The organism is Corynebacterium tuberculostearicum, assembly GCF_032821615.1.
GTDB classification, from domain to species: domain Bacteria; phylum Actinomycetota; class Actinomycetes; order Mycobacteriales; family Mycobacteriaceae; genus Corynebacterium; species Corynebacterium tuberculostearicum_H.
The window spans coordinates 20,723-47,109 of sequence record NZ_JAVBIF010000002.1 but is presented as its reverse complement, the minus strand read 5'-3'; the positions used below and the strand labels follow the sequence as shown (position 1 = coordinate 47,109).

At 60.6% G+C, this 26,387-nt stretch carries 31 protein-coding genes and 3 tRNA genes; 15 read left to right on the top strand and 19 right to left on the bottom strand.

Features of this window, described 5'->3' with window-relative positions; all coding sequences use genetic code 11:
* Positions 1–2 precede the first annotated feature (2 nt).
* From RAE09_RS03055 to RAE09_RS03020, 8 genes are all read right to left on the bottom strand, one after another.
* Positions 3–866 carry a DUF418 domain-containing protein gene (locus RAE09_RS03055; RefSeq protein WP_394371984.1) on the bottom strand — a complete coding sequence of 288 codons (864 nt, stop codon included), beginning with the start codon at positions 864–866 and terminating at the stop codon, positions 3–5.
* A 252-nt stretch (positions 867–1,118) separates the two neighbouring features.
* Positions 1,119–1,310 carry a hypothetical protein gene (locus RAE09_RS03050; protein ID WP_005323180.1) on the bottom strand — a complete coding sequence of 64 codons (192 nt, stop codon included), beginning with the start codon at positions 1,308–1,310 and terminating at the stop codon, positions 1,119–1,121.
* Between the two features lie 64 nt (positions 1,311–1,374).
* Positions 1,375–1,447, bottom strand: a tRNA-Arg gene (locus RAE09_RS03045).
* 231 nt (positions 1,448–1,678) lie between these two features.
* A complete protein-coding gene (locus RAE09_RS03040; RefSeq protein WP_005323181.1) occupies positions 1,679–3,253 on the bottom strand; it encodes an SLC13 family permease in 1,575 nt (524 codons plus the stop codon).
* 260 nt (positions 3,254–3,513) lie between these two features.
* Complete coding sequence (gene mgtE, locus RAE09_RS03035; RefSeq protein WP_250409780.1) at positions 3,514–4,878, bottom strand: magnesium transporter; 1,365 nt, start codon at positions 4,876–4,878, stop codon at positions 3,514–3,516.
* A gap of 92 nt (positions 4,879–4,970) precedes the next feature.
* Positions 4,971–5,750 carry an LppP/LprE family lipoprotein gene (locus tag RAE09_RS03030; RefSeq protein WP_250413159.1) on the bottom strand — a complete coding sequence of 260 codons (780 nt, stop codon included), beginning with the start codon at positions 5,748–5,750 and terminating at the stop codon, positions 4,971–4,973.
* A gap of 44 nt (positions 5,751–5,794) precedes the next feature.
* Positions 5,795–6,103, bottom strand: coding sequence for a DUF202 domain-containing protein (locus RAE09_RS03025; RefSeq protein WP_150851118.1), 309 nt, complete (start codon positions 6,101–6,103; stop codon positions 5,795–5,797).
* The gene (locus RAE09_RS03020; RefSeq protein WP_236882844.1) at positions 6,096–6,458 is read right to left on the bottom strand and encodes a YidH family protein; all 363 of its coding nucleotides are present in this window, start codon (positions 6,456–6,458) and stop codon (positions 6,096–6,098) included. The genes RAE09_RS03025 and RAE09_RS03020 overlap by 8 nt, the downstream gene beginning before the upstream one ends.
* A 113-nt stretch (positions 6,459–6,571) precedes the next feature.
* On the opposite strand from RAE09_RS03020, the gene RAE09_RS03015 reads away from it, so the two are divergent.
* The 3 genes from RAE09_RS03015 (at position 6,572) to RAE09_RS03005 (ending at position 8,062) form a co-directional block, all read left to right on the top strand.
* Positions 6,572–7,309, top strand: a complete 738-nt coding sequence (locus RAE09_RS03015; RefSeq protein WP_005329725.1) for a hypothetical protein — start codon at positions 6,572–6,574, stop codon at positions 7,307–7,309.
* A gap of 64 nt (positions 7,310–7,373) precedes the next feature.
* Complete coding sequence (locus RAE09_RS03010) at positions 7,374–7,757, top strand: NUDIX hydrolase (RefSeq protein WP_005323190.1); 384 nt, start codon at positions 7,374–7,376, stop codon at positions 7,755–7,757.
* 80 nt (positions 7,758–7,837) lie between these two features.
* On the top strand, positions 7,838–8,062 hold the full coding sequence (locus RAE09_RS03005; protein WP_034668758.1) for a hypothetical protein: 225 nt from the start codon (positions 7,838–7,840) through the stop codon (positions 8,060–8,062).
* Positions 8,063–8,142: 80 nt separating this feature from the next.
* On the opposite strand, the gene RAE09_RS03000 is transcribed toward RAE09_RS03005, so the two are convergent.
* Positions 8,143–8,231 (bottom strand) — tRNA-Ser (locus RAE09_RS03000).
* Positions 8,232–8,339: 108 nt separating this feature from the next.
* Here RAE09_RS03000 and hisC point away from each other — a divergent pair.
* A complete protein-coding gene (hisC, locus tag RAE09_RS02995) occupies positions 8,340–9,392 on the top strand; it encodes a histidinol-phosphate transaminase (protein WP_316980906.1) in 1,053 nt (350 codons plus the stop codon).
* Positions 9,393–9,785, top strand: a complete 393-nt coding sequence (locus RAE09_RS02990; protein ID WP_005323193.1) for a phage holin family protein — start codon at positions 9,393–9,395, stop codon at positions 9,783–9,785.
* Here RAE09_RS02990 and RAE09_RS02985 read toward each other — a convergent pair.
* Entirely contained in the window at positions 9,782–10,042 is a 261-nt protein-coding gene (locus tag RAE09_RS02985) for a MoaD/ThiS family protein (RefSeq protein ID WP_005329732.1), read from the bottom strand. The two genes, RAE09_RS02990 and RAE09_RS02985, sit on opposite strands and share 4 nt — an antisense overlap.
* Positions 10,043–10,101: 59 nt before the next feature.
* Here RAE09_RS02985 and RAE09_RS02980 point away from each other — a divergent pair, with 59 nt between their 5' ends.
* The 4 genes from RAE09_RS02980 to RAE09_RS02965 are packed head-to-tail and all read left to right on the top strand — an operon-like array spanning position 10,102 to position 13,160.
* A complete protein-coding gene (locus RAE09_RS02980; protein ID WP_316980905.1) occupies positions 10,102–11,238 on the top strand; it encodes a molybdopterin molybdotransferase MoeA in 1,137 nt (378 codons plus the stop codon).
* Positions 11,235–11,714, top strand: coding sequence for a MogA/MoaB family molybdenum cofactor biosynthesis protein (locus RAE09_RS02975; RefSeq protein WP_005323196.1), 480 nt, complete (start codon positions 11,235–11,237; stop codon positions 11,712–11,714). Before RAE09_RS02980 ends, RAE09_RS02975 begins: the two co-directional genes overlap by 4 nt.
* Positions 11,704–12,165: a molybdenum cofactor biosynthesis protein MoaE gene (locus RAE09_RS02970; RefSeq protein ID WP_005323197.1), complete on the top strand. Its 462-nt coding sequence runs from the start codon at positions 11,704–11,706 to the stop codon at positions 12,163–12,165. Before RAE09_RS02975 ends, RAE09_RS02970 begins: the two co-directional genes overlap by 11 nt.
* Positions 12,162–13,160 (top strand): ThiF family adenylyltransferase, encoded by a 999-nt coding sequence (locus tag RAE09_RS02965; RefSeq protein WP_316980904.1) that lies wholly within the window; start codon positions 12,162–12,164, stop codon positions 13,158–13,160. The genes RAE09_RS02970 and RAE09_RS02965 overlap by 4 nt, the downstream gene beginning before the upstream one ends.
* Positions 13,161–13,187: 27 nt before the next feature.
* Here the strand turns inward: RAE09_RS02965 and RAE09_RS02960 are convergent, their stop codons facing one another.
* The 3 genes from RAE09_RS02960 to RAE09_RS02950 form a co-directional block, all read right to left on the bottom strand.
* Complete coding sequence (locus RAE09_RS02960) at positions 13,188–13,448, bottom strand: hypothetical protein (protein ID WP_005329736.1); 261 nt, start codon at positions 13,446–13,448, stop codon at positions 13,188–13,190.
* Between the two features lie 203 nt (positions 13,449–13,651).
* Entirely contained in the window at positions 13,652–15,235 is a 1,584-nt protein-coding gene (locus RAE09_RS02955) for a hypothetical protein (protein ID WP_316980903.1), read from the bottom strand.
* Between the two features lie 880 nt (positions 15,236–16,115).
* Positions 16,116–16,199, bottom strand: a tRNA-Ser gene (locus tag RAE09_RS02950).
* Between the two features lie 177 nt (positions 16,200–16,376).
* On the opposite strand from RAE09_RS02950, the gene RAE09_RS02945 reads away from it, so the two are divergent.
* Positions 16,377–17,333 carry an NAD(P)H-quinone oxidoreductase gene (locus RAE09_RS02945; protein WP_316980990.1) on the top strand — a complete coding sequence of 319 codons (957 nt, stop codon included), beginning with the start codon at positions 16,377–16,379 and terminating at the stop codon, positions 17,331–17,333.
* On the opposite strand, the gene RAE09_RS02940 is transcribed toward RAE09_RS02945, so the two are convergent.
* Positions 17,330–18,586: an aminotransferase class V-fold PLP-dependent enzyme gene (locus RAE09_RS02940; protein WP_005329740.1), complete on the bottom strand. Its 1,257-nt coding sequence runs from the start codon at positions 18,584–18,586 to the stop codon at positions 17,330–17,332. The genes RAE09_RS02945 and RAE09_RS02940 overlap by 4 nt on opposite strands.
* 213 nt (positions 18,587–18,799) lie before the next feature.
* On the opposite strand from RAE09_RS02940, the gene wzm reads away from it, so the two are divergent.
* Complete coding sequence (gene wzm / locus RAE09_RS02935; RefSeq protein ID WP_179387609.1) at positions 18,800–19,651, top strand: galactan export ABC transporter permease subunit Wzm/RfbD; 852 nt, start codon at positions 18,800–18,802, stop codon at positions 19,649–19,651.
* Between the two features lie 46 nt (positions 19,652–19,697).
* Complete coding sequence (gene wzt, locus RAE09_RS02930; RefSeq protein WP_316980902.1) at positions 19,698–20,501, top strand: galactan export ABC transporter ATP-binding subunit Wzt/RfbE; 804 nt, start codon at positions 19,698–19,700, stop codon at positions 20,499–20,501.
* On the opposite strand, the gene RAE09_RS02925 is transcribed toward wzt, so the two are convergent.
* Positions 20,498–21,166: a GNAT family N-acetyltransferase gene (locus RAE09_RS02925; RefSeq protein ID WP_179387259.1), complete on the bottom strand. Its 669-nt coding sequence runs from the start codon at positions 21,164–21,166 to the stop codon at positions 20,498–20,500. The genes wzt and RAE09_RS02925 overlap by 4 nt on opposite strands.
* Positions 21,167–21,261: 95 nt before the next feature.
* Between RAE09_RS02925 and glfT1 the strand changes: the two genes are divergently transcribed.
* Positions 21,262–22,185 (top strand): galactofuranosyltransferase GlfT1, encoded by a 924-nt coding sequence (gene glfT1, locus RAE09_RS02920; RefSeq protein ID WP_316980901.1) that lies wholly within the window; start codon positions 21,262–21,264, stop codon positions 22,183–22,185.
* Here glfT1 and RAE09_RS02915 read toward each other — a convergent pair.
* From RAE09_RS02915 to RAE09_RS02900, 4 genes are read right to left on the bottom strand one after another with little or no spacing between them, the layout of a single operon-like run.
* Positions 22,182–22,676 (bottom strand): GtrA family protein, encoded by a 495-nt coding sequence (locus tag RAE09_RS02915; RefSeq protein WP_316980900.1) that lies wholly within the window; start codon positions 22,674–22,676, stop codon positions 22,182–22,184. The two genes, glfT1 and RAE09_RS02915, sit on opposite strands and share 4 nt — an antisense overlap.
* A complete protein-coding gene (locus RAE09_RS02910) occupies positions 22,677–23,117 on the bottom strand; it encodes a GtrA family protein (RefSeq protein WP_316980899.1) in 441 nt (146 codons plus the stop codon). It abuts the gene before it with no gap.
* Positions 23,118–23,128: 11 nt separating this feature from the next.
* Positions 23,129–24,037 (bottom strand): hypothetical protein, encoded by a 909-nt coding sequence (locus RAE09_RS02905; protein WP_084771687.1) that lies wholly within the window; start codon positions 24,035–24,037, stop codon positions 23,129–23,131.
* A 9-nt stretch (positions 24,038–24,046) separates the two neighbouring features.
* Positions 24,047–24,511, bottom strand: a complete 465-nt coding sequence (locus tag RAE09_RS02900; RefSeq protein ID WP_005329751.1) for a hypothetical protein — start codon at positions 24,509–24,511, stop codon at positions 24,047–24,049.
* Positions 24,512–24,545: 34 nt separating this feature from the next.
* On the opposite strand from RAE09_RS02900, the gene RAE09_RS02895 reads away from it, so the two are divergent.
* Positions 24,546–24,821 (top strand): hypothetical protein, encoded by a 276-nt coding sequence (locus tag RAE09_RS02895; RefSeq protein ID WP_316980898.1) that lies wholly within the window; start codon positions 24,546–24,548, stop codon positions 24,819–24,821.
* A gap of 126 nt (positions 24,822–24,947) precedes the next feature.
* Positions 24,948–26,363 (top strand): FAD-binding oxidoreductase, encoded by a 1,416-nt coding sequence (locus tag RAE09_RS02890; protein WP_284836009.1) that lies wholly within the window; start codon positions 24,948–24,950, stop codon positions 26,361–26,363.
* Positions 26,364–26,387 lie beyond the last annotated feature (24 nt).

The window sequence follows — 26,387 nt, the reverse complement described above, 5'->3', positions numbered from 1 at the left end:
GATTAGTCCTTCTTTCCGGCAGGAACGGCGATGGCGATAACTTTGGCGACGGCCCATTCGGCCGGCCCCTTCCCTATCAGGCGGCGCCATAGGCTCGCGAAGACGAGGAAGAGGGCGATGAACGCGCAGGCCCAGCCGGTATTGTGGAGGGAGACGTGGCTCTGCCAGTAGTAAGCGGTGAGCACATGCAGGATGTAGATGCTCAGCGACATTGCCCCCAGCGCAGCAAAGGGATACGCCAGCTTAGGCACTGCTCGACCGATAAGCAGGCATAAGTGCAGGACGATGGCGGCGACGGCGATGGATAGGACAATCTCTCCCAGCACGCCGGTGTGGCCGGTAAAGCGCAGCCAGCCAGGCATGTCCGGGGCAAAGCGGAAGTAAAAGCCGGCAGCGGCGACCACGGCGGCGATGCCAGTGGACACCCACTGGGCAGCGGCACGGGAGCTGCGGATATAGACCTCATAGAGCAGCATGCCAGCGAGGAAATAGGCGCAATAGGCCAGCAGCGGATAGACCTGCGGAAGGGTCAGCGGCGCATATTTTATGATCGCGGCGGCGGTGGCAGTGGCGAGGAGCAGGAGCTTCCACCACCAGCGCAGCGGCGGGACCCAGGACACCAGGATCATCGTGATGCCGATGACCACGAGGACGATCTGAATCTCGCCGCCCACGGGCAGCAGGGCGAGGCCGATAAGCGTAATTATGCAGCCGCGAGCGATGATGCGCAGGAACGTCGTCGCCGTGAAATCGCGGGACATAAGCATCAACGTGACGCCGGCTAGAACGGCGAAAAGCGCAGCGGGCAGGCCATTTAAAATGACCTTGGTATGCCACACCAAGGAGGCCATATGCAGAACTATCATGCCGATAATCGCAAGTGAACGGGCTATATCGAGCCCTACAATGCGCGAGGGTGCTAACACCTAGCGTTCTCCTTCAAGACGGAGGGGAACGCGTCGCCGCACTCCCCTTGTTAATAAAGACTTTCTTTTTCTACTAAGTCTGTCTGGAAGGTTGCTGCGAATATTTTATACTTGTCCTGCATTTTATAAGTGGATTGCGTGAGACTTGTGCCTGACTTATGCGGGTGCCGTGAGGAGCGGCGTGGTGCGGACCTAGTCGCGGAAGGAACTATCGCGGCGCTTGCGCGAACGAGAAGGATCGGCGGCCAGTTTTAGGAGCGGGGTTGCAGCGACCCCAATGCCTAGGCCAACCAGGAAGAGCCAGAAAATGCCGGACCCCAGCCATAGCATGAGGCCAAGGATGACACCGGCGATGAGGCCGGAGACGAGGGCGGAAGACTTCATAGATCGAGACCTGGGTGGGACGGGCTGAGATACAAGAAAAGCCGCCCGAAGGCGGCTGATTTTGTGCGCCCGGAGGGATTCGAACCCCCAACCTTCTGATCCGTAGTCAGATGCTCTATCCGTTGAGCTACGGGCGCAGACCGTTGGTAAGCAGTGCGTGTGCTCTGCTGTGCAACGAGAATTTACTATACCCACGGTACGGAAAACTAACAAATCGCCTGTTCACCCGGTGTTTACCTGGCTGGAATGAGGGCGGTTAGGATCGGTTTTCCCGCTATCTAAAAATTCAGCCAGCACAGTAACGGATGTAGCCATTCCCTAATGACGCTGGTGCTCTTTAGGGAATGGCTACGGACTCCGCTCTGGAACTAGATGGACAGGCCGAAGATTGGCACTGCCAGCAAGTACACCGTCAGGGTGATGAGGACGATGCCGATGATATTGAGACCAAGGCCACCCTTGATCATCTCGCCAATCTTGACGTAGCCAGAGCCATAGGCAATGGCGTTCGGCGGGGTGGCAACTGGGAGCATGAATGCGCAGGTTGCCGCGAGGGCCACCGGAATGGTGAGGAGAAGGACGTTGATATCGCCATCGGCAGTAAGCCCCACACCCACGGCGACGCCACCCATAATCGGAATAAACGTAGCCGCCGTCGCCGTATTGGAGGTGATCTCCGTCAGGAAGAGCACCAGCGCAGCCACGGCAGAGACGATGAGGACAACGGGCAGGACGCTAAGCCCCTTGGCCATTTCACCAATCCACAGGGACAGGCCGGAGGAATTAAAGACCGAGGACAGCGACAGGCCACCGCCGAAGAGCAGGAGGACGTCCCACGGCATTTCATTGGCCGTCTTCCAGTCCAGCAAACGGATGCGGCGCTGGTTATCCGCGGGGAGGATAAAGAGCAGGATGCCGGCGGCAATGCCCACGATGGCATCGTCGTAGTTCTCAAATTCCTTGAGCACCAGCGGCAGGGTAACCCAGGCTGCGGCGGCGAGGATGAAGATGATGCCGGTCATGATTTGGGGGCGGGTCCAGGGGCCGAGGGCTTCAATTTCGTCGTTGATAAGCTCGCGGCCGCCTGGAATATCCTTCATCTCCGGCTTGAAAACGGTGATGAGCAGTGCCCAGGCAATCAGCAAGAAGATTGCTGCAAGCGGCACACCGACCGCCATCCACCGCCCGAAGCCAAGGGTAACGCCCCAGGTATCGGCCATATATGCGTTGAGGAAGGCATTCGGCGGGGTGCCGATGAGCGTACCCAGCGAACCGATGGAGGCGGAATACGCGATACCCAGCATCAGTGCCGTGGCAAACTTCTTCTGTTTATCCCAGCCGCCTACAGTTTCCGCGGTCAGTGCCAGCACCGAGGTGCCGATCGGCAGCATCACCACTGCCGTAGCGGTATTAGATACCCACATGGACAAAAAGCCGGTGGCCAGCATGAATCCCAAGATCAGGCGCTTGGGCGAGGTACCGATGATCTTCACCACGTACAGCGCTAGGCGGCGGTGCAAATTCCAGCGCTGCAGGGCAAGCGCAATAAGGAAGCCACCCATGAACAAGAAAATGGTGGCGGACGCGTATGGGGCACCCACCTCTTTAATCGTGCCCACACCGGCGAGCGGGAAGATGACCAGCGGCAGCAGCGCGGTGGCGGCGAGCGGAATGGCCTCAGTCATCCACCACACGCCCATCAAGATGGTTACGGCAGCGACGGTGCGAATGGCGCTGAGCGTGTACTCGGCTTCCGGATCTGCACCCGCAGAGCCCTGTACGGTCTCGATCGCATTCGAGGGAAAGATAAAGAAGACCAGTACGGCCAAACCCAAGCCGATGAAAAGGCCGATGAACTGGCGGCGCCACTCGCTGCGCGGCGCCCCGGGGGCCTCGTCACCTTCGGTGTGGGCGGTAGATTCGTGAGTATGCGGGGTGGTCATACCGCGCGCTCCTTCACATAGAGGGGATTGTGCTGTGGGTTATGCTCCGTATTTCCCAGTTTATTAGCTAGGCCGAGGCAGCAGACCGAAAGTTATCCAGTTCACTGCGAAGCATGCACTGACCATACAAAACATGTGACGCAGAAACCATATCCCGCCACACGCAAGCACCCCCGCACCCCCATAGAGCACACATCGCACCTGCCCGAAACCGGAAATGTCCCCACCACTTCCCCACCCCCGAACCGCAGGGAGGCGTGCTAGATGCCCAGCACGGTTTTGGCAATCAGGAAGTAGATAATCAGGCCCGTGGCATCACAGAAGGTAGAGATGAAGGGGTTGGAAAAGACCGCCGGATCGGCGCCGATGGTCTTAGCCACGATGGGCATAAGCCCGCCGACGGTCGCGGAAATGGAACAGATCAAAAACAGCGTCGAGCCGATGACGAGGCCGATACTTAGGCCATAGACCAGGGTGGCCAGCGCCAGGCCAGCGAGTCCCAGCACGGCGCCGAGCAGCATGCCGACGCGCAGCTCGCGCCACATGACGGCGAGGAGGTCGCGCGTGCGGACGTCGCCCAGCGCCAAGGCACGCGTCACCGTGGTAGCCGCCTGGTTGCCGGTATTTCCACCGGTGCCGGTCAGCAGCGGAATAAAGAGGGACAGGACCACGGCCTTGGCCAATGTGTCTTCAAAGGAATCGAGTACCTGCACCGTCAGCAGCGCAGAGACGGCCAGCACGAGCAGCCACACGATGCGCGAACGCACCAGCTTGAGCAGCGGCGTGGACAGGTACGGCTGCTGGAGGGCCTCGGTACCGCCGGCGCGAGCGGAGTCCTCGCTATCTTCTTCCTCCACGATATCGGTAGCATCATCCCACGTCAGCAGGCCGACAAGGCGGTGCGACTCATCCACAACGGGCAGCGCCAGCATATCCAACGGCAGGAACCAGCGCGCGGTTTCCTCCGCATCATCGCCGGCCTGAGCAAAGACGGGTTCCTGCATAATATCGGCCATGGTGAGAGCGGCATCGGCAGTAAAAATCTCGCGCAGACTGACCACGCCCACCAAGCGCCGATCCTCGCGCGTAATGGGCACGGTATAAATGGTCTCTAGCTCGTGCGCGATTTCCCGCAGCTTGTACAGGGCATCCCGCACGCTCATCTCTGGGTGGATGACGGGAACCTCGGGCGACATGCGGCGGCCCACCGAGCCCTTGTCATAGCCCAGCACCACGCCCGTGACATCGCGCTTTGATTGGGTCAGCGAGCGCAGCAGGCGGTCCGCAATTTCCGCAGGCAGCTCGTCCAACAAGGCCACGCGATCTTCCGGGTCGAGCTCATCAAAGAACTCATAAACATCGGCATTGCCCAGTTCATCGATGATATCCGCCTGGTGCTTGGCATCGAGGGCATCAAAGACGGCGATCGACTTTTGGCGCGGCAACAGGCGCAGGGCCAGCGCCGCGCGGATGGCATTTTGCCGCTCGACGACGGCGATAAGATCCTGCAGCGGCACCCTACCCAAAAGTTCTTGCAGGCGCGGGGCCTTCTGTGGATCGATGGCGTCTTCTTGCTTCAGCCACGCTTCGACGATATCGCTAGCCTGCTCGGTGGTCTCCGCCATCGCGCTGCCCCTGCCTTTCTTTCCTCTGGGATTGAGCTCCCTGAGTATTAATTACAGCCCATTTAGACTACGCCATACTGCAGGGAATGCCGCTAGCTGGCAACCTGCCGGTGACCGGTTACCTCAAGGTGCGGCGTATCCCCGTCCAGCGTGAGGTTTCCGGTGAATTCTTGGGTAGCGCAGCAGGCTGGGTCATCGTCAGCATAGGCACGCCAGGTAACGGTGACCGTGTCTTTGGTCCACTGCAGCTGCTGGATATGCCCGCGCGCTGGTGGCATTCCCTCGCGCTCCCAATCATCCACCTTGGTGATGTAGTTCAGATCGTTGTCATAGATAAGCAGGTTATCCGGCCATCCCGTACCGCCCTGATTACAGACGTAGGTAATGACGGCTTCGTCCCTGCCATCGCCGTTGATATCCGCGTAGGCGCCCTTTGGCGTATCGTCCTGATTCAGCTTCAGGCCCGCCGCGGCGACGTCAAAGAGCATCCCGGTCTTAAGATGCTGTGGCAGCTGGCCGCCTTCCAAGTTGCCCGCTTGGTTATTGCACAACGCCGGAACCCACAGGGAATCGAGGGCCTCTACCGGGATGATTTTATTTTCCCCGCCGCCCTCGGCGTCCTTGTCTGCATCGTTTTCATCTTTATCCGCTGCGGCTTTGGTGGTGGTTTCTTCTGCCGGGGAGTCCGTGGCCGAGGACTGAGACTCGGCCTCTGTTTCAGACGCGGCCGCCGCAGAGGAGCTCGGGGCAGTGCCGGTGAAATTCGGCTTATCCGCGGCCTCGGTGGAGTCAGTGGAATTGGAACAGCCGCTCAAGGCGGCAACGGCGGTCACCGCGAGGACGGCAAGAGGGAGAGATAGGGGTTTAGACATAGGCATAATATACAGCGCTGCGGCTTCCCGAGCTGGGCGAAAACCTAGGAGAAAAGCCCCCAGAGCGCGAAGGCAGCCAGCAGGGACACGAGCCCCGCGGTGCTCGCAAGGATGATGGCGTGAGGGAGGGAACGGTGGGTGGACAAGGCGGCGTCGACAAGCGAGGCACGCTGCCACACCGCCAAGGCCAATGCCAATACGCCCGCAGCGATAAAGACCAACGGCAAGAAGACGTGCACGCTTACCGCCCGCATAACCCCCAGCACCACCAAAGACAACGCCAAAAGGGTGCGCTGCCACGATAGGCGGGTGCGTTCGGGCTGCAGGCCGGGATCAAAAAGTGGGCTAGCCAAGGAATTCGCCTACTACGAGCGCACCCGCGACCACCACGATCGCCACGACGAGCACCGGGATGGCAAAGCTAAAGGGCAACGGGCGTTCCTCGCGCATCGCGCGTTCGGACTGCTTCCAGTGCACCCATGCCACCAGCGGCAGAATAATAGCGACGACCAGCATGAATACCGACACCGCAGAGCGCAATTCGGCCGGCAGGGGAACGTCAAAGGCCTCGAGCGCCACGCCGCCAGCAATCAACGCCAAGGAGGTGCGGATCCAAGCCAAGAACGTGCGCTCATTAGCGAGCGTGAAACGCGGATCAGGGTCGGTGCCAACCGCAAACACCGAGCGGGGAAACCTCGAGTCACTCATGTCCACCACCTTATATTCATTTTCGGTTTGAGTCCCAATAAAGGCGCACTGCGCAGCATCCTCCCGTATTCTCAACAGTGCAGGCCAGCCCCTACGCGAAGGAGCACCTCGCTATGTACCTGCCCCAAAGCCCCCTGCAATTCGATACCTCGCCGGGCCTGCGCTTCGCGCGTGCCGCCCGCATCGCGGGCGTACACAAACCACACCCACACCCCAAGCGCTCGGCCCTGCGTGAGGCCATTGCCGCCGCCGGTCCGGCGCCCGGACGCAATGCCTCCCTATCCCTCTTTATGGTCGTAGGGATGGTCTTCGGGCTAACTGGCATCCTCACCTCCGCTTTTCCTCTGGTGCTGCTGGCTGCCCGTGCGCCCCTTATTGGATTCTCCTTGCTCGGGATAATCCTTTGTGCAGCTATCTGGGGTATCCGCCGCGCATTGTCGTACCGCAAGCGAATCCAGCAGGCCTGGGATAATAACTGGCTAGTCTTCTACCCGGCCCTAGTAGGAAACCTGGTCAAACGCGGTTCCGAAACCAGCAACGGCAAGACCACCTATATGTACAGCACCTGCCTCATGGTGCTGCGCCCCGATGGCGGCACCGACATAGTAGAAGGCCTGAGCGCCACGGGCCTGCCGAGTCCCGCTCAATTGGAAAGCTCCGGCACCTGCCTAGCTGGCCACCCGGATGAGCTACGCGTGGATTTTGAACATAATAATGGCTGGACCCTCTACGCGGTGATAGACGGCGCCCCGATCGATTCCGGCACCATCGGCCATGGCTTAACCCACGAACAGATTGCCGCCGCCCTTACCGTAGCTGAACGCGACTGGGTGCCCCGCTTCATGAATTAAGGAGCACCACCAGGCACCACATCTAAGTTCACCGCCTGCACGCCGCGAGGTTATAGTCGGGCCCATGATTGAAGTTGCTGCCGTAGTTTTCCGCAATTCCTTGGGGCATGTTCTCACCGTACGCAAGGAATCCTCCACCAAGTTCCAGTTACCTGGAGGCAAGCTTGAGGCTGGCGAAACCCCCGCACAGGCCGCAGCCCGCGAGGTCGCAGAGGAAATCGGTGTGGAGGTCCGTCTCCCGGAGCTTTCCCCGCTCGGAACCTTCGACGCGCCGGCCGCCAACGAACCCGGAGAAACCGTGCGCGGACGCATCTTTACCTATCCGCGCCCCGTCCTTGCCCGCGCTGCCGCAGAAATTGCCGAAATCGCGTGGGTAGACCCGACCAACCCGGATCGCGAGCTCGCCCATCTCTTGCGTGACGAGGTCTTTCCTGCCCTAGAATCCTAAGGCCCCGCTTAGTCTCTTGGGAATTTCCTATTGCGGCTCTTAAGAGGGCAACCTAGAGTTATTTTCATCAGAATTGAGTGATGAAAGGACTGACCCCCATGCCGCAGCAATCCACACCGGGACCTATCGTGACGATTACTTTCCTCGCCCTAGGAGTCATTAGCTCTGTTATCGCCATTCTCATGGTGCCTGCCCTCTTCCACGAGGTCACTTCCCTACGCGCTGCGGCTTTTACCGGAAGCTTCATCTTCGGCGTTGGCATGCTCACGCTCTTCCGCCGCTGCGCCAAGTACCAGCGCAAATAGCAGATTTCTCCGCTGCACGGAGCCGACGAGAATAGAAAACGCGAATTAAAAAATCCCGAGCGCGCTCGCTCGGGATTAAATGGCGGAGATGAGAGGATTCGAACCTCCGGACCCCAGAAGGGTCAACTCCTTAGCAGGGAGCCCCATTCGGCCGCTCTGGCACATCTCCACGGTTCTCAAGGAACCTCGTTTGAGAATACCTGCCTGCCCCGCTGCTGCCAAACTAGCCCCCTGCTTTCACGCCCGCAGCAAAGACGCAGGCCCTAAAGTGGGAGGCATGATTCGCCCAGACCTGAAAGCCATCCCCGCCTACGCCGCCGGCGCGCGCAACGATGACGCGCTCAAGCTCTCCTCCAACGAGGCCGCGCACCCGCCGCTGCCGGAGGCGGCCGCGGCCATGGCGGAGGCCGTGACGAAGGCTAACCGTTACCCGGATATTGCGGCCACCGCGCTGCGCGAGGACCTCGCCGCGCACCTAGGTGTGGATCCCGAGCAGGTAGCGGTGGGCACCGGCTCGTCCGCGCTGTGCCAACAGTTGGTAGAAATTGCCGCCACCCCTGGTGAAGAGGTCCTCTTCCCGTGGCGCTCCTTCGAGGCCTACCCCATCTTCGCCCAGGTAGTCGGCGCCCACCCCATCCCGGTTCCGCTAGGTGCAGACCAGCGCGTGGATCTGCCGGCAATGGCGCACAAGATTACGGACAAGACCCGGCTTATCTTCGTGTGCAATCCCAATAACCCGTCCGGCACCACGGTGACCAAGGAGGAGTTCGCCGCTTTCATGGATGCCGTGCCTGCCGACGTCCTCGTTGCCCTCGACGAGGCCTATATCGAATACAACCGCGCCACCAACATTCCGCTGGGTACGGAGCTAGTGGGCACCTATCCCAACCTGGTGTGCCTGCGCACCTTCTCAAAGGCTTATGGCCTGGCCGGGGTGCGCATCGGTTATGCCTTTGGCCCGGAAAATATTATTGAGGCCCTCAATAAGGTGGCCATCCCCTTCTCCGCCAGCACCGTGGCGCAGGTTGGTGCCCGCGCGGCACTGGCGGCGCAGGATTCGCTGCGGGAGCGCACCGATGAGGTCGTCGGCCAGCGCGAGCGCCTAGAAGAAGCCTTGCAGGACTGGGGAGTGCCACATTCCGAGGCAAACCATGTCTGGCTGCCGGCCGCGAATCTGGCCCGCCTTGGTACCCCGCAGGAAGTGGCCGCTCGCCTGGCCGAACGCGGCGTGCTCGTGCGCGCGTTTAGCGAAGGCATACGCATTACCGTGACCACCGAAGAAGAAACCGACACCCTGCTGCAGGCGTGGAACGCAACCATAGGAGGCTAAATGCGCTCACTCATCAACTTTGCCCTGAATGTCTTTGCCATCGCGGTGGCGCTGTGGGCGGTAGTTGCCGTCATTCCCGGCATCACCATCACCCCAGCAGAGACCGGCAACTTCATCGCCATCGCCATCGTCTTCATCATTATTAATGCCGTGGTCATGCCGGTCCTGCGCGTCCTCGGCGCGCCGCTGACCTGCCTGACGCTCGGACTTTTCTCCCTCGTCATCAACGGCGCCGCGCTCATCATCGTGGAGTGGACGCTCAATTCCCTGGACCTGGGAATCGGCCACCTCGTCATCGACTCCTGGGGCGCCGCGATCATCGGCGCCATCGTGCTGTCCATAGTCAGCAGCGTCATCAACTTCTTTACTAGCCCGCTGCGGCAGCGCGACTAGCCGCCCGCAAACGGCGGCAGGACGTCCACCCGGGTAACACCAGCCAGCGGGGAATCCATGGCGGTGTTCCCGGCGCCGTCGATAAGAAAGCTACAGCGCCCCAAGACCTCTTTCAGGCTCATGCCGGCCTCGGTGGTGCCGGTATGCTCCTCGCTCAGCTGCGCCACCAGATCACCCAAGGTGGCGGGGGCTTCTACCTGCTCAGAAGCCACGCCCGCAGCGGCGCGGGCGGCGGCGAAATAGTGAACGGTCAACATGCCCTCTACTATGCCCCGCACGCCCATGCCATGTCGAGACCGCGGGTAAACTAGCCGCCATGCGCACACCCGAGACTCACGCGCGCGAGGTCGCAGCGGCCCTGCCCGCACGCCAAGCCACCACCGTGTCCCTCACCCAGGCGCAGGATATGGTTCTAGCTGCAGACATACACGCCGGCTTCCCCTCCCCTCGCTTTGATAACTCCCAGATGGATGGCTACGCCCTCCCGCAGTGCGCGGCCGGGACCTACCCGGTGGGCCCCACCATCGCGGCCGGCACGGAGCCCGCCCAGGTACTCGACGGCCCGCTTGCCAGCGCCTGCCCCATCATGACCGGCGCCAAGGTGCCGGATGGAACTGCAGCAATCGTGCCCATCGAGCGCTGCGAACCACAAGAATTCCTCTCCCCGGGCGGCCGCATCACCGTGCCAAAGACGTCGCCAGGCCAATTCATCCGCCGCACCGGCTCGGACCTGGAAGAAAGCGCCCTCCTCGCCGCCCGCGGCGATAAGCTCACGCCGGTGCGCTTGGCCGCCCTCGCTTCCCAAGGAATCGACGAGGTAGAGGTCTACCGCCCCGCCCGCATCCTCATCTGCACCGGCGGCGCGGAAATCGGCCACGGCAGCGCCGCCATTCCGGATGCCAATGCGCCACTCTTAACGGCAATGGCCCGCCGCGCCGGCATCGACGTCGCGGGCTATATCACTACCGACGATGACCCGCAGGCCCTAGAACTAGCCTTCACAGAAGCCATCGCGCAGCACCGCCCGGACGCCATCATTACCTCAGGCGGAATCTCCGCCGGGAAATTTGAAGTAGTCCGCCAGGTGCTCGATGGCTGGTTCGGCCATGTGGACCAGCAACCCGGTGGCCCGCAGGGCATCGCCACTTTCCACAACACCCCAGTGATCTGCTTGCCCGGAAACCCCATTTCCACGTTGGTAAGTTTCCGCCTCTTCGTCGCGCCTGCGCTCGGCTGGGCACCAGAGCCTTTCCACGTCCCCCTGGCCGCGGGCATCGAGGGCCTCCCGCACAAGGACCAATTTCGCCGCGGGCGCGTCGATTCCCACGCCCATATCCTCGGTGGTGCCAGCTCCCACCTGCTCGCCCAAGCGGCAGACGCCACCCATCTCATCCGCATCCCTGCCGGTCAACGCCTTGAAGAAGGCCAGGAAGTGGAGGTTTACCCACTATGAGCGCACAGCGCACCGCCATCGTCATCGTCGCCTCTACTCGCGCCGCCGCGGGCATCTACGACGATCGCTCCGGCCCCATCGCGGTGGATTTCTTGCGCCGCAAGGGCTTTGACTGTCCCGACGCACGCATCGTCCCCGATGCCGAAATCGCCGCCGCCGTTGCCGCCGCCTTCGCCGAAAAGCCCGCGGTCATCCTGACCTCCGGCGGCACCGGGCTGACGCACGATGACCGCACGGTAGAGGCCGTCGCCCCACATATCACCCGCGAGCTGCCCGGCATAGCGGTGGCCTTCTGGCAGAAGGGATTGGAAAGCGTACCCACCGCGGTAGCCTCCCGCGCCATCGCCGGCGTCAATGACTCCACCTTTGCCATGACGCTTCCCGGTTCCACCGGCGGGGTAAAAGACGGCTGCGCGGTTTTGGAAGAATTAATCGTTCCGATCGTCGATATGTTAGAAGGAAAACATGAGCACTGATCCCTCCTATGTGGCCGAGCAAACCGGTTGCACCATTGGCACGCTTCTGAGCGATCAACCCCTTGAATCCCTCCTTGCCGCTGCCAAGGAAGAGGCCGCCACTGCCGCCATGGGTGCCGTCGTCACTTTTGAGGGCATCGTCCGCGATCACGATGGCGGCCGGCCGAATGTCACCCTTCTTTCCTATAGCGCCCACCCATCCGCGCCGGAGAAGCTGCAGGAAGTCACCGATTCTGTCGCGGCTAACCACCCAGTGCGCCTCTGGGCCGCCCACCGCACGGGGGACCTCAAGGTCGGTGACCTGGCCTTTGCCGTAGTAGCGGCCGCTGCGCACCGCGGCGATGCCTTCCGTGCCGCCGAGGAATGCGCCGATCGCGTCAAGGCGGAGGTCCCCATCTGGAAGGAACAAAGCCACGGCGATGGCTCCACCAATTGGGTGGGCCTGGAATGAGCATCCGCTATGCCCGCCAGGAAGCGCTCTGGGGCGAGGACGGTCAGCGCAAGCTCAGCGATGCCCACGTAGCGGTTATCGGTGCCGGCGGCTTGGGCTCCCCGGCCCTGCTCTACCTCGCCGGCGCGGGTGTGGGCCGCATTTCGCTTTTCGACGACGACGTGGTCTCCCCCTCCAACCTGCACCGCCAAGTCATCCACACCACCGCCACCATCGGTACACCGAAGACGGATTCCGCCGCGGCCGCCGTCCGCGCGCTCAATCCAGAGGTGGGCATCACCTGCCACGGCCGCCTCGAATCGGCGACGGCCCTAAAACAATTGCGCGGCTGCGATCTCATCCTCGACGGCACCGATAATTTCGACGCCCGCTACCTCAGCTCCTGGACCGCCCACGAGCTCGGCATCCCGCACGTATGGGCCTCCATCCTCGGCTTCGATGCACAGCTCAGCGTTTTCTGGTCCGGCCACGGCCCCGTCTACGAGGATGTCTTTCCTACAGCTCCCGCACCCGGCGAGGTTCCCTCCTGCTCGCAGGCCGGAGTCCTCGGCCCAGTGGTCGGCGTTGTCGGGTCAGCCATGGCGCTCGAAGCCCTCAAACTCATCACCGGCGTAGGCACCCCACTCATCGGCACGCTCGGCTACTTCGACGCCCTATCGGGTACCTGGGAATACATTCCCCTCCGGTCCACCGGCGCACAACCCACCCAGCCTGCCGACGCCCCCGAGGTCCGCGAGGTTCCCCCACACGCCCCCCTTATCGACGTCCGCACCTCCCCCGAGCGTGCCCAATCCGCCATCCCCAATTCCACGCACTTTGAGCTCGACCGCATCCTCGCCGGCGAAGATCCCCACATCGAACCAGATGCTGCGGCCGTTATCTACTGCGCCAGCGGCATCCGCTCCGCTCAGGCCGTCGATGTCCTCCGCAAGCGCGGCTTCCCCTACGTCGTGTCCTTGCGCGGCGGCATCAATTCCTGGCTCGAGCAGCACTAGCCAATTGCTCCGTGAAAGGACCGCTGCCTAACGGTCGATTTTGGTCTTATGCTCCTTATTTCGCGCAAAAAGGAACCATACAAGCGGCCCCAGGAATGGGTAAGCAAATGCTGCCATCACCAGCAATACCTTGACGCCTACGCTATATCCCGAACGGATGATGGAAATGAGCGAGGCCACCCAAAAGACCAACAAGGCGATGACGATGACGGCTCCTAGCCCGCTCCACAGCCAGTCATACGATGCCGGTATCTGGTCCTCGGCCAAGTAGGAAATGTAATTTGTCATAATCGCCTCAAGGTTAACGGTGTTTGCAAGTCCGTAACTCAAGGTAGGAGCTCAATGTAAACGCTTTATGGCTCCTGACTTAATCTTCACTGTCTCCCGGCGCATCCGTCCCAAAACGTGAGTAGGCACCCTACCGAATCGGTAGGGTGCCTCAATACTGCACTCCCTCACTCAGAAGCTATAAGCTTCTATGCTCCTTTAACTTAGAAAGGAAGCTTAGGCAGCTGCGGAAGCTGCGGCAGCTCCAGGTTCAGCTGCTTGCCCAGGAACGGGAAGATAGCAGCGATTGCGCCCAGCACGCCAACTACGATGCCAGCGATGCCCAGCGGGGACAGCTTGGAGGAGCTGTCGTTGTCCTTAGGATCCTGCTTCGGGGTCTCGGTCTCTGCCGGAGCCGGGGTGTCTTCCTGGTTCTTGTTGTTGATAGCTGCGATGAGCTGCTCCAGCAGCTCCTGCTGCTTAGCGGACTCCTCAGCGCGCTTCTCTTCCTGCTCCTTCTGAGCCTCGTCCTGTGCGGTCTCCTTCAGCTGCTGAGCGATGATCTTGTCATCCTCGTTGGAAACCTTCTTGACAGCCTCTTCCCAGTCACGCTCAGAGTCGATGGCCTCGTATGCCTTACGCTGTGCATCTTCCTTCATGGCGTCGTAGACCTTCTCTTCGCCTTCCTTTGCCAGGGAGCCGTCGAAGTTATCCAGGTCGCCGTTCCAGCCCTTCAGAGCCTTGACATCAGCACTCTTCAGGCGAGCGGTGGTGTCGTCAATAGCTACGTTCAGGATGCCCTTAGGACCACCGGTGATGAGTTCAGCGTAAGCGGTACGCAGGGTCTTGGTCTGACCGTCGATGACAACGTTCTTGTTCTCCGGGGACTCACGCAGCTCAATCTCGCGGGTGGAGACAGCGAAGCGAGCCTCGAGAGCGCGCAGAACGCGAACCTGAGCGAATGCACGGTTCAGGAAGCCCTGGCGAACCAGAACGTCGGACTTCTGAGCCTCGCGGGAAGCATCCTTAGCAGCTGCAACAGCCTCGTCGTAAGCAGCCTGAGCTGCCTCTACCTTGCCCAGCTCATCCTTGGTGGTGGAGATCAGGGTCTCCAGCAGACCGATGTAGTCGCGCGGAATGAAGTCGCCTGCTGCCTGGTCTGCGTCACGCTCACCAGCGTGGTCGTATGCGCCTTCGTAGGTCTTGAGTGCTGCCTTGAGGTCAGCAATGGAACCGGTTGCCGGAACCTGCAGGTCCGGCTGGCCGCCCTGCTGACCCTCAGCGTTAGCAGCCTGTACGGCCGGAGCGATAGCGGAAACAGCAGCAGCCTCAGCAGCGTTCAGTGCAGCCTTCTTGGAGTCTGCGTTGTCCCAAGCCTTATTAGCCGCCTCGTCCTTCTCCAGTGCGTAAGCAACGGAAGCACGTGCGTCCTGGACGTTCTGCTCAGCCTGTGCCAGCTGCTGACCAGCCTTCTCAGCCTCGCGCTTCAGGTTCTGGAAAGCAGCCTCTTCGGACGGGTCGAGTCCGTCGGTAGCTGCCTGTGCAGCGTTGTGGTACAGGTCGTACCACTGGTTGTGGTTCACGATGTAGTTCGCAGTAGCGTCGGTCTTGTTCAGCAGGTCACGCTCGGAAACGTTGTTAGCAACTACACCCTTAGCAGCGGAGTTGTCAGCCTCGTTGAAGCCGCCACCGATGGTGTTAGAAACAGCGTTGTCTTCTGCGAAAGCAGGAACAGCCAGACCGGAGATACCGGTAGCAACTGCAACAGCGCCGGCGAGAGCGGCGGTACGAACACGGTTCTTGAACATATTTTCCCCTAAAGAGAGTTGAGTTTGGGTCAGTGAGAATTATCTTTCGATAACCGTCGTGTAGGGCGACGCGAGCGATGTTCCGACGAATGAACTTCTCATTCTCAACATTTAGTGCAGCTTTTGTCGCTGGAAATGACACTATCCAACAAGCAAGCTCGCTTCCAGCCCAATCCAATCGCGTTGGCAGGTAATTTTCAGGCAATCCGGACGGAGAATCCTCCATTTGTGCTGGTCACTACACACAGATTTGGAAGCCCCTGGAAAATTTGGAACCACCGTCCGTGTGACAATTGTGAATATTGAGACGCAGTTTTACCCCCATACGGGGAGTGTATAATTTATTTCTTTCTATGCATTTTCTCGACCATCCACAGCTAGATGCCCCTCCCGGGAAAGCACTTCAGACTACCCAGACCAGCCACATAGGCCACTACTACAGATCTGTATGCAGGCCCTTTATTCCTCTTCTATCTAATATTGGCTTAAGGGCTACTTAACTTACCCTCTATTTAAGTTGCATATTTGCATACTCTATAGCGCAAACTATGCACTTAATTGCACGTTCACCAGCACCAATGTACCTAGTGGTGCAGGCTTTGATTTGACATATAATCTCACAGGACTCTTAGGTGGCCCTTTCTCTTTCTAATACTGAATAGACAAACGTATTAAAGAACTAATACATGCCGTCGAATGGGGATTCTAATACCGCATATCCGACAGCGAGTTTGACTGTTGACGGCTCAACTACCGGGCTAGAATTTACGTAATAGAAATTCCCATTTGGTAGCGCTATGGCATCGTCACTGCATTAAGCCGGCACGCAATAGAAAAAGCGCAGTCCCTAGCCATCACTGACTAGGGACTGCGCCTGCGGCGGAGACGGCGGGATTTGAACCCGCGGAGGTATTACCTCGCCGGTTTTCAAGACCGGTGCATTCGGCCGCTCTGCCACGTCTCCATGATGTTCTTCGAAAACACCCATCGTGCCTACGAAGCAACTTGGTCAGTGTACTAAATAGATAGCCCGGTTTCCCAAAAAGCCACCTGCAGTGCTGAATGTCCCCGCAGGATGCTCCGAATTTCGTGGCACAGGACACACCAGGTTCGTTAGATTGGATCCATGACTACAACACACATGAAGGCCATCGTTCAGACCGACCCGCAGGATCGTCGGTCCTTAGAGCTCCACGAAGTCGATGTCCCGCAGCTGCGTCCAGGCGAAGTGCTTGTGAAGGTGCAGGCAGCAGGCGTTAACCGCGGCGATATCCTGCAGACGATGGGTGCCTATCCGCCACCACCGGGGGCGTCGGAAATCTTGGGCTTAGAAGCAGCAGGCACCATCGCCGATGCCGGAGATACGAACTGGGAGGTAGGCACCGAGGTGGGCTGCCTGCTTGCCGGTGGTGGCTACGCCGAATACGTCGCGGTTCCGCAGGGCCAGCTGCTTCCCGTGCCTAAGGGTTTGAGCGTCGAGGAAACTGCAGCAGTGGTTGAGGTCGGGTGCACCGTGTGGTCCAACCTGGGCATTGAGGCAGGCCTTCACGAGGGCCAGCGCGTCCTCATCCATGGCGGAGGCGGCGGCATTGGCACTTTTGCCATTCAGGTAGCCAAGGCCCTCGGCGCAGAGGTGGCGGTGACGGCCGGGTCACAGGAGAAGTTGGAGCGTTGCCGCGAGCTAGGCGCCGATATTCTCATCAACTATAAGGAGCACGACTTCGTAGAAGAGTTGAAGGGAAGCTGCGATGTCATTTTGGACATCATCGGCGCGAAATATCTGGAAAAGAATATGAAGTGCCTGGCCAAGGACGGCAAGCTCATCATCATTGGCATGCAGGGTGGCACCAAGGCGGAAATCAACTTGGGCGCCATGCTGCCCAAGCGCCTGACCGTCCAGGGCACGACGCTGCGCGCCCGCGACTTAGAAGACAAGGCACAGATTGTGGCGGGCACGGTAGAAAATGTGTGGCCCATGTTGGAAGACGGCCGCGTAAAGCACGCGCTGCACGCCACTTACCCGCTTGCCGACGCCGCCCAGGCCCACACCGCCCTAGACAGCGGCGAGGTCACCGGCACCTTGGTTCTTACCGTTTAAGCCAGCGAGGCTACGACGCGGATGAGATGCTCAACGTCGTGATAGGTGTTGAAGGGGCCGAGCGCAACAGTAACGGCACCGCCAATTTCTTCCACGCCCATCTCCGTGAGCAACGGGGTCTGCGGGGCAAGCGTGGTAACAAGGCCGTTATCAAAGAGGCGCTTGTGCACGGTCTCGGCCGGAACACCCTTTACTGCGAAGGTGAGGCGCGGCAGGCGATCGTCGGAGGCGCCTGCGGCAGCCTCCCCGGTCACGCCAAGAATATGCACGGCGGGCAGGGTGCTCAAGAAGGAATAGAGGTCAGCGCGCAGATCCTCCAAGTAGACGCTGAGCGCATCCATGGAGGTGCGCAGGCGCTTGCGGCGCGAGCCGCTCTCCCCACCGGCGAGGGCGGCAAGATGGTCCACGAGCGGTCCGACACCGCCGGCCAAGCCAGAGGAAATGGGTGTTTCCAGCTTGCGAGAACCCTTGCCGGTATGCACCGGATCGAGGGCGTCGAGGCGGCGGAACATGCGGGTATCGCGGAAGACAAGCGCCGCTAGCTGCGGTCCGCCCAGCAATCCCAGGTCGAGGCCTAAGATATCGGCGCCGAGATCATCGAAGTTGATGGGGCGGTAGGGAGCGATCGCAGAGACGTCGAGAAGCGTCCAGGCGCGGGAGCGCTCATGGACGGTGTCAATGATCTCAGCGGCCGGGGATACCGTACCCAAAAGCTCGTGCGCGGCGGAGAAGGCAACGAGGCGCGTGGAGCCATCGACCAGCTCGGCAAATTGGAAACCTGGCAGCTCACCCGTACCCAAGTCTGGCTGGGCCCAACGGGTTTCTGCCTTGACCTCAGAAAACGCCGAGTACAAAGACGGCGGATCCAGCTTGGAGAGCACCACCGAGGAATTGCTGCCCAATAGCGGACGGGCCGTCTGCGCCAAGGACTGGTACAACACGGGCAAGGACGGGCCAAGCACTACGCGGTCTGCCTTGGACCCGGTCAGATCCGCTACAGCCATGCGTGCGGCGGTGTAATTACCATCGCCTTCCAAACGGCCCGGCGCGGGCGTGGCGGAGTGGGCGCCGCCTGGGCCCTCCTGGGTGGCCACTGCGGTGGACATCCGGAAGGATCGCGCCACGCCGGAGGCGACGCGCTCAGAAATTTGGGGCACCGCGTGCGCGTTGAGGTAGGTCCAACCATCAGATAGCCCGGTGTATAAACCGCGCACACTGAATACGTCGTAGTGTGCCGAAGCTCCTGCTGGCATTACGGTCCCCTTCTTTATCGCGCTAGGCATCGCCACACAGTGGCGGTCGGTTCCCTACTGTATACGCGTTTGGCCCAAGTTTCCCAAATTTGAATTTTCGCTGGATATCGCTGTTTTCGCAGGCTGGCGGCGTGTAGTTCCCGTTTGCCCAGCCCGCGCGCTAGGGTGTTGAGCGTGCAAGATAACAATCAACTGCGCGCTGATATCGCCCGCATGACCTCCCAGCCAGACGGCGAGGCCACCCCAGCGTCCCAGTCCGAGACCCTCAAGGCCGCCTTCGCGGACCTGGTGCAGGGTGCACAGCAGCGCGAGCTGTGGTTCAAACTGGGCATTCAAGATATTAAGCAGCGCTACCGCCGCTCTGTCCTGGGCCCGTTTTGGATCACCATCGCCACCGGCGTGATGGCCCTCGCCTTGGGCCTGTTGTATTCCATGCTCTTCCAGATTCCCGTCGCGGAGTTCCTCCCCCACGTCACCGTGGGCCTTATTATGTGGACCTTCATTTCGGGCTGCATCAAAGAAGGCTCCACGGTCTTCATTGACAACGAGGGCTTGATTAAACAGCTCCCAGCCCCGCTGTCGGTGCACGTTTACCGCTTGGTGTGGCGCCAGACGCTGTTTTTGGGCCATAACCTCATCATCTGGTTGCTGCTTATCCTTATCTTCCCGCGCAACTTGGGATGGGAGTTCTTCCTCTTCCTCCCCGGCTTGGCCTTGTTGCTGGTCAACGGCGTGTGGGTCACGATGTTCTTTGGCATCATCGCTACCCGCTTCCGTGACGTCGCTCCGCTGCTTGAAGCACTGACCCAGCTGCTGTTCTACGTCACCCCGATTGTGTGGATGACCAATACCTTGAAGGACCAGGGCGGTGCGGTGTCCAGCCGCGCCCGCATCGCGGAAATCAACCCGCTCTACCACTACCTGGAAATCGTCCGTGCGCCCATGATCGGTGAGCCGGTGGCCGCCTACCACTGGTGGATCGTTATTGGCTGCACCGTTCTTGGCCTGCTCATCGCCGGCTTGGTCATGCGCAAGTGGCGCTTCCGCGTCAGCTACTGGGTTTAAGCCCACGCCCTGCACTTCCTGAGATTCCTCGAAAGGATACAGACTGATGGTCTCGATTGATACGTATAACGCGTGCGTGGACTTTCCCATCTTTGATGCCAAATCCCGCTCGCTCAAGAAGGCCATGCTTTCTTCCGCCGGCGGCGTCATTGGCAAAAATGCCCAGAACACCGTCGTGGTGGAGGCGCTGAAGGATATTAACCTGCACCTGCGCGAGGGCGACCGCGTGGGTTTGGTGGGCCATAACGGCGCCGGCAAGTCCACCTTGCTGCGCCTTTTGTCTGGCATTTATGAACCCACCCGTGGTTCTGCCGATGTGCGCGGCCGCGTGGCCCCCGTCTTTGATTTGGGCGTAGGCATGGACCCGGAGGTCTCTGGCTACGACAACATCATTATCCGTGGCCTCTTTTTGGGCCAGTCCATCAAGCAGATGAAGAAAAAGATGGATGAGATTGCGGAGTTTTCTGAACTCGGCGATTATCTCTCCATGCCGCTGCGCACCTATTCCACCGGTATGCGCGTGCGCTTGGCGCTCGGCGTAGTGACGTCCATTGAGCCGGAAATCCTGCTGTTGGATGAGGGCATCGGCGCCGTCGACGCCGCTTTCATGGCCAAGGCCCGTGTACGCCTACAAGAGCTGGTGAAGCGCTCCGGCATCCTGGTCTTTGCTTCCCACTCCAATGACTTTTTGGCGCAGCTGTGTAATACCGCGCTATGGATCGACCATGGCGAGATCCGCTCGGTGGGCGAGGTTTCCGAGGTCGTCGGCGAATACGAAGGCCCTGAGGTGGGCGAGTATGTGCGCGACCTGCGCGAGCGTTTTGAAAATGAGGACACCAGCGGCAACTAGCTGAGCATATGCAGCAGCTGCTCGCCCACTCCGGTTACCTCCAGCTGCAAGCCATCCGGCCGGTGATACTCCGCGGCGCTAAGGCGCGCGCTGACCACCGGCCGGTTAATTTTTTCTGGGCCGGCAGGCTCTTCCTTTTTCTCGGTGCTTATGCGGTAGCCCATCTTCTCACTCACCCGGGCCGAGGCAAGATTGGTCTCTATCCAACAAGTACGCAGCGAATGCGCATCGAGGTGGGTAAAGGAAAACTCGACCACCGCTTGGCGGATAAGCGTGCCATAGCCTTGGCCTTGGAAGCGGCGCAGTACCCATGATGCGGTCTGCACTTCCCGCGCGGCCGCAAAGTTTTCGGCCGATAGGTCCACCACCCCCACCAATTCTTGGGTCTTTGCGTCGCGGGCAATGAAATCCAGGGTCCAATTATTGGCGCGCAGCTGCGCTCGGTGCTCCCACCGGTGCTGCGCCATGGCAGCGGGAGTATTCCGCTTTTCATCAAAGAGCCAGGGAAAGGCGTGCTCGGGAATGTCGGTGCCATAGATATCTGCCGCACCTACCGTGGCCACGCACGCGATGTCTTCATCGCGCATGACGCGCAGGTCGACTCCACGGCCAGTATCATCGCTGGCCCGAATGGTCACCGCAAAAGGCGGCCAGATATTTTCCATACATTTCACAGTATCCACAAAGCTGCGGCCATATCTAGTTTTCGCTTCACCCGCACGGAGTGTTTCTGCGTTGGTCCCCCTACCCCGGTGGCAAGATGGAACCCATGACTGCCACCCTGACTTCCACCGGTTCCACCGCCGCCGTCATTGTTACCCATCAGCGCGCCGAGCTATTGCGGGCTTCGCTTGAACAGGTAGTCCACCAAACCCACCCCGTGCAGTGGGTAGTCGTGGTGGATAATGGCGCGGAAGATGCGGTGCGCGAACTCGTCGAATCCATGGCGGGTGACCGGGGTGTCTACGTGCCTTCGGAAACCAACCTGGGCGGCGCCGGTGGCTTTGCGCTAGGTTTTCTCACCGCGCTGTCTTTGGGCGCCGATGCCGTGTGGTGCGCCGATGATGACGGCCGCCCTGCCGATCACGCGGTACTAGCGGAGCTGTATCGAGTGGCAGAAGCCAACCGCCTGCATGAGGTCTCCCCGGCGGTATGCAATATTGACGATCCCGGCCGCCTGGCCTTCCCCCTGCGCCAGGGGCTGGTATGGCGCCGCCGGATGGACGAGCTGGAGGGCGATTTCCTGCCCGGCATCGCCTCGCTTTTTAACGGCGCGCTGATTTCCGCCGCGGCCATGGAGATCATTGGCGTTCCGGACTACCGGCTGTTTATCCGCGGCGATGAGGTGGAATACCACCGCCGGCTGGTTAATTCCGGGCTCTCCTTCGGCACGGCGCTGACCACCAGCTACCTGCACCCGGACGGATCGGATGAGTTCAAGCCCATCCTGGGTGGCAAAATGCATACCCAGTACCCAGAAGGTGAGTTCAAGCGCTTTTTCACCTACCGCAATCGCGGCTACCTGCTGTGGCAGCGCGGCATGCGCAAGCTACTGCCGCAGGAATTTGCCCGTTTTGGCTGGTTCTTCTTGGTCCAGCGCCACGACCCAGCCGGCTTTATCGAATGGCTAAAACTCCACAACCGCGGGCGCCAAGAAGATTTCCGCCGCCCTAACCGGGGCTAGGACGGATCCTGCTTGGCGACGACCCTGACTCCCGCCTTCCTAAAAATAATCCAGCGTTGCACCGCAAAGTTCACCACGGTGGCGGTGCCCTGCGAGATGGCAAAGGCCACCACGAGGGAGAAGGTGGAGTTCCACTCCCAGCGGACGTCGAAAAGCTCAAAGAGGAACTTATAGGCCACCATATTGACCACGAAGGTCACCCCGTAAGTGGCAAGTACCCCGGCGAAGCGCACCGCGGTGGCTTTGGCCTGGAAGGTCCAGCGGCGATTGAGCAGATAGGCCGCCCAGGTACCGACGATAAAGCCCACCGCCCGCGCCGGATCGGCACTCAGCAGGCTGAAGCCGATCTGCAGGAACCAGGTTAAGGAGACGTCGATTAGCGCGGCAAGTGCCCCCGTCACCGCGAACTTGGCGCTTTGCGCGCGCAGGCTGGTCGAGCGCGAAGCCCGCTGGGCCGCGCCGCGCCACGTCCGTGGGGAGGCTGCTGCCATCTATTTTTCCTTAAAGATAAAGGCCCTTTGAATGGCAAAGTTGGTCACCGTGGCCACGCCTTGGGCGATGACGAAGGCGATGGTGTCTTTCACCGCTCCCTCAAAGCCGAGGGCCATAAGTGGCTCATTGAGCACCCAGTACAGGAAGTTTTGGACCGCAAAGGTAGAGGCGTACAAGATGCCCACGGTCGCGGCCGTGCGGCCAGATACCTTCGCCCCAAAGGTCCACCGCGCATTGGCTAGGTAGGCAGCGATGGTGCCAAAGACCCAACCGATGGCCTTGGCGGCGGAACGGTGCAGCCCCAGATAGGTCAATAGCAGCGTGAGACCATAGTCAATGGCGGCGGTAAATACGCCCACGGAAATGAAACGCACCAGCTGGGTGTGCAGCGAGGTGGACGAGGGCTTTACTTTTACGGCGTCGTCAGCGGAATTAGTCACGAGTGAGTAGCCTACCCGCGCAAGAGCGCTCGGTACATGTCCAACCGATCCACCGGCGCGGCGGATTCGGCGCCATAGGCGCCTATCCCGGCCAATTGCTGCAACGACGCCGCACACAGTTCCCGCACGTCGGCACCGGAGAGCGCCGTGCCATCGTCATTGACCCAGCCGAGCGCATCCATGGTGGTCTCCACGACGGAATCGGTCAGCTCCGCGCCACCCATGCAGGATAGGGCAAGCGCCATGGACCAAAAGGCGTCTTTGCCTTCATGGGTCACCTCCCGCGGCAAGCTGGCGAGCACGCGGGAAGTATGCGGTGTGAGGTCGGTTTCCCTGCCTAGGTCCATCGCTTGCAGCAGTGGGACGAAGTCATAGAGTTTGGTGCGCTCAATCAAATCGCGCACGGGGGACGATACCGCGGAAAAGACTTCATCGGTAACCTCTTGGCCGGTCAATTCACGGTTCACGCTGGTCAGCTCAAAGGGCTGGAAGAGCGAGCCCGAGCCGCCTACGCACAGCGCCTCTGGGGTGCCATTATCGCGGGGATAGATCTCGGCTACTACCAGCTCGAAGTCCCACAGTCCCCAAGCGAAGTCGATTTGATCGCCCTCGCGCCAGAGGAATTCGGAGGCCTGGCGCTCCGGATCGATGCGCGGGCCACGGGCCTCGGTGTGTTCATAAAAGTGCCAGGGAGATTCCTCCTCCGGCAGGCCAAAGCAGATGCGCAGTACGCGGTGCAGCTCGGTGAAGGTCAGGGCATCGCTAAAACCAATCTGGCGGTGCACCTCGCCATCGGCGCGAATATTCGCGGCTTGGCAAATGATGGTGAGGGGCTCGCGCTTGAGGGATACCACGCTATCGGCGCGTTTGGCCCGCGCCTGTGCGATATCGGTGACCCCTGCGTTCATGAGCCCCACCATACGCAAATTTTAGGAAGCTAGTTTTGCAATATCGCGAGCTTCCAGCTCACTAATAAGGAACGTCAGCGCCGCGCCTATGGCACCCAAGAGGGTCCACGGACGCTTGGCACCGCGCTTGCGCAGGAACTTCACCATGCGGCGGGAAAGGGCAACGTTCATCCAGCCGCCCAGGATGAGCAGCAGCACCACTGCGGCAAAAATGGCCCACGGCTTGAGGCCTTGATCGTCACTATCCTGCGGCGAGCGCGGCTCATCGCCGTCCTGCTCGGCGTGCGCGTTGGTATAGGCCACTAGGGCGCTAAAGCCAAAGAAAGACAAGGTATACGCGGTGATCAAACCGCCCTTGGACTTGATCCAATCCGGATAGGAGGTCGCGATGCCCACGGCGGCGGCCTGGGTGATGCGGCCAGCCAGAGTGTCATCGAGGGCGTAGTTGTCTTGGCGCTGATCGTGCGTCTCACGGTTGTTGGTCATAGCGACTACTTTAAGCGGCGGTAAGCTAATGCGCATGTACTCGGAAAAGACAAAGCATATGACGCCGGCGCAGCAGGCAGCGCAGGACGGGCGCGCAGAGGATGATAAGCGCAACGGCCACTTCGAGGCCACGGAGCATACCGATGTGCCGTTGAACCCTTTCATGACGCGGCTTATGGCAGAGGAGTTGCCCATGCTGGATTCCTCCTCCCGCGCTCGCGTCTATGGGCTTTTGCGGGAGTACGACGGCCCGATTATTGAATCCCAGGAGGAACTGCCGGAGGAGATCCGCGCGCTCATGGATCTGTAAACGGTCACATTCGGGCAGTACAAGCGTCCGTTTTGTTCCGAATATCACTCGCGCCACTCCAGCCACCCTCCTGTGAGCTAGGTAGGCTAGAGAAGCGACATAAATCCGTCGAGCAAAGAGTAAGAGATGGAATTACATACTACTGAAAAGTCCCTGCACGGCTGGGGCCGCACCGCCCCGACGACCGCCCACGTTCTCGCCACCGAAGACGTGGACGTCATCAAGAAGGCCGTGGCCCAGGTTGCAGAAGATAACTCGGATAAGCCCGCCCACCTGCGCCGCGGCGTCATCGCCCGCGGTATGGGCCGCTCCTACGGTGACCCCGCCCAAAATGGCGGCGGCCTGGTCATAGACATGCAAAAACTCAATAAGATCCACTCCATCGACCCGGAGTCCGCTCTGGTGGACGTCGATGGTGGTGTCACCCTAGACCAGCTGATGAAGGCTGCCTTGCCGTATGGCCTGTGGGTTCCGGTATTGCCGGGTACCCGCCAGGTCACCATCGGTGGCGCAATCGGCCCGGATATCCACGGCAAGAACCACCACTCCGCCGGTTCCTTTGGTGACCACGTGGTCTCCATGGAGCTGCTCGTGGCCGATGGCCGCGTGCTGCACCTGACCCCGGAGGGCTCCGCGGATGACCCGAGCGGCGACCTCTTCTGGGCCACCGTTGGCGGCATGGGCCTGACCGGCATCATCTTGCGCGCCACCATCCGCATGACCAAGACGGAAACCGCCTACTTCATCGCGGATACGGACCGCACCGATAACTTGGATGAGACCATCGCGTTCCACTCCGATGGTTCTGAGCACAACTACACTTATTCTTCCGCCTGGTTCGATGTCATTTCCCCAGAACCAAAGCTGGGTCGCTCCACCATTTCCCGCGGTTCGCTGGCCACCTTGGCACAGCTGGAAGAGCTCGCCCCGAAGCTGGCCAAGGATCCACTGAAGTTCAATGCGCCGCAGCTGATGACGGTGCCGGATATCTTCCCGTCCTGGACCATGAATAAGCTCTCCCTCTCCGCCGTGGGCTTGGCATACTACACCATGGGTGCACCGGCGAAGAACCAGGTCAAGAACCTGACGCAGTTCTACCAGCCGCTGGATCTCATCGGCGAGTGGAACCGCGGCTACGGTTCCAAGGGCTTCCTGCAGTACCAGTTCGTGGTACCGACCGAGGCTGTGGAGCCGTTCAAGGAGATCATCCGCGATATGCAGCGCTCCGGCCACTACTCCGCCCTCAACGTGTTCAAGCTCTTCGGTGAAGGCAACCGCGCGCCGCTGTCCTACCCAATGCCGGGCTGGAACGTCTGCGTGGACTTCCCCATCCGTCCGGGCCTGGGCAAGTTCCTGGATGACCTGGACCGCCGCGTGATGGAATTCGGCGGCCGCCTCTACCTGGCCAAGGAATCCCGCACCTCCGCGGAGAACTTCCACAAGATGTACCCGGGCATGGAAGGCTGGCTGAAGACCCGCAACGAGATCGACCCGACCGGCGTCTTTGCCTCCGATATGTCCCGCCGCCTCGAGCTGCACTAATCACTGGAAATAACACCTTGAAGG

Coding starts and splice junctions, on each gene's coding strand:
- RAE09_RS03055 (WP_394371984.1), bottom strand. CDS start 866: ATGATAGTTCTGCATATGGCCTCCTTGGTGTGGCATACCAAGGTCATT.
- RAE09_RS03050 (WP_005323180.1), bottom strand. CDS start 1,310: ATGAAGTCTTCCGCCCTCGTCTCCGGCCTCATCGCCGGTGTCATCCTT.
- RAE09_RS03040 (WP_005323181.1), bottom strand. CDS start 3,253: ATGACCACCCCGCATACTCACGAATCTACCGCCCACACCGAAGGTGAC.
- mgtE (WP_250409780.1), bottom strand. CDS start 4,878: ATGGCGGAGACCACCGAGCAGGCTAGCGATATCGTCGAAGCGTGGCTG.
- RAE09_RS03030 (WP_250413159.1), bottom strand. CDS start 5,750: ATGTCTAAACCCCTATCTCTCCCTCTTGCCGTCCTCGCGGTGACCGCC.
- RAE09_RS03020 (WP_236882844.1), bottom strand. CDS start 6,458: ATGAGTGACTCGAGGTTTCCCCGCTCGGTGTTTGCGGTTGGCACCGAC.
- RAE09_RS03015 (WP_005329725.1), top strand. CDS start 6,572: ATGTACCTGCCCCAAAGCCCCCTGCAATTCGATACCTCGCCGGGCCTG.
- RAE09_RS03010 (WP_005323190.1), top strand. CDS start 7,374: ATGATTGAAGTTGCTGCCGTAGTTTTCCGCAATTCCTTGGGGCATGTT.
- RAE09_RS03005 (WP_034668758.1), top strand. CDS start 7,838: ATGAAAGGACTGACCCCCATGCCGCAGCAATCCACACCGGGACCTATC.
- hisC (WP_316980906.1), top strand. CDS start 8,340: ATGATTCGCCCAGACCTGAAAGCCATCCCCGCCTACGCCGCCGGCGCG.
- RAE09_RS02990 (WP_005323193.1), top strand. CDS start 9,393: ATGCGCTCACTCATCAACTTTGCCCTGAATGTCTTTGCCATCGCGGTG.
- RAE09_RS02985 (WP_005329732.1), bottom strand. CDS start 10,042: ATGTTGACCGTTCACTATTTCGCCGCCGCCCGCGCCGCTGCGGGCGTG.
- RAE09_RS02980 (WP_316980905.1), top strand. CDS start 10,102: ATGCGCACACCCGAGACTCACGCGCGCGAGGTCGCAGCGGCCCTGCCC.
- RAE09_RS02975 (WP_005323196.1), top strand. CDS start 11,235: ATGAGCGCACAGCGCACCGCCATCGTCATCGTCGCCTCTACTCGCGCC.
- RAE09_RS02970 (WP_005323197.1), top strand. CDS start 11,704: ATGAGCACTGATCCCTCCTATGTGGCCGAGCAAACCGGTTGCACCATT.
- RAE09_RS02965 (WP_316980904.1), top strand. CDS start 12,162: ATGAGCATCCGCTATGCCCGCCAGGAAGCGCTCTGGGGCGAGGACGGT.
- RAE09_RS02960 (WP_005329736.1), bottom strand. CDS start 13,448: ATGACAAATTACATTTCCTACTTGGCCGAGGACCAGATACCGGCATCG.
- RAE09_RS02955 (WP_316980903.1), bottom strand. CDS start 15,235: ATGTTCAAGAACCGTGTTCGTACCGCCGCTCTCGCCGGCGCTGTTGCA.
- RAE09_RS02945 (WP_316980990.1), top strand. CDS start 16,377: ATGAAGGCCATCGTTCAGACCGACCCGCAGGATCGTCGGTCCTTAGAG.
- RAE09_RS02940 (WP_005329740.1), bottom strand. CDS start 18,586: ATGCCAGCAGGAGCTTCGGCACACTACGACGTATTCAGTGTGCGCGGT.
- wzm (WP_179387609.1), top strand. CDS start 18,800: ATGACCTCCCAGCCAGACGGCGAGGCCACCCCAGCGTCCCAGTCCGAG.
- wzt (WP_316980902.1), top strand. CDS start 19,698: ATGGTCTCGATTGATACGTATAACGCGTGCGTGGACTTTCCCATCTTT.
- RAE09_RS02925 (WP_179387259.1), bottom strand. CDS start 21,166: ATGGAAAATATCTGGCCGCCTTTTGCGGTGACCATTCGGGCCAGCGAT.
- glfT1 (WP_316980901.1), top strand. CDS start 21,262: ATGGAACCCATGACTGCCACCCTGACTTCCACCGGTTCCACCGCCGCC.
- RAE09_RS02915 (WP_316980900.1), bottom strand. CDS start 22,676: ATGGCAGCAGCCTCCCCACGGACGTGGCGCGGCGCGGCCCAGCGGGCT.
- RAE09_RS02905 (WP_084771687.1), bottom strand. CDS start 24,037: ATGGTGGGGCTCATGAACGCAGGGGTCACCGATATCGCACAGGCGCGG.
- RAE09_RS02900 (WP_005329751.1), bottom strand. CDS start 24,511: ATGACCAACAACCGTGAGACGCACGATCAGCGCCAAGACAACTACGCC.
- RAE09_RS02895 (WP_316980898.1), top strand. CDS start 24,546: ATGTACTCGGAAAAGACAAAGCATATGACGCCGGCGCAGCAGGCAGCG.
- RAE09_RS02890 (WP_284836009.1), top strand. CDS start 24,948: ATGGAATTACATACTACTGAAAAGTCCCTGCACGGCTGGGGCCGCACC.